At 40.7% G+C, this 337-nt stretch carries 1 tRNA gene and 1 rRNA gene; both read right to left on the reverse strand.

The features are described from left to right. Positions 1-97: 97 nt before the first annotated feature. Positions 98-174, reverse strand: a tRNA-Ile gene (locus tag LQ694_RS15465). Between the two features lie 91 nt (positions 175-265). Then, a 16S ribosomal RNA gene (locus LQ694_RS15470) occupies positions 266-337 on the reverse strand; the annotation flags it as partial.

Consider the following 337-nt stretch of genomic DNA (forward strand, 5'->3'; position numbering starts at 1 on the left):
ATTATTAAGCTTGTTGAATTTCGTTAGAAATTCACTCGGTTTTTTGCTTGGTAAAATCTATTGCTTACTTATCTAGTTTTCAATGTGCAATTAAAAATGGTGGGCCTAAATGGACTCGAACCATCGACCTCACGCTTATCAGGCGTGCGCTCTAACCAGCTGAGCTATAGGCCCATTCTTAAGTTGAATGTTATAAACATTCAAAACTGAATACAATATGTCTCCGTTATTCCATGACCTAATGGCCATTCCGTAATATCCTTAGAAAGGAGGTGATCCAGCCGCACCTTCCGATACGGCTACCTTGTTACGACTTCACCCCAATCATTTGTCCCAC

This window comes from Mammaliicoccus sp. P-M58, assembly GCF_022386165.1.
Classification (GTDB): domain Bacteria; phylum Bacillota; class Bacilli; order Staphylococcales; family Staphylococcaceae; genus Mammaliicoccus; species Mammaliicoccus sciuri.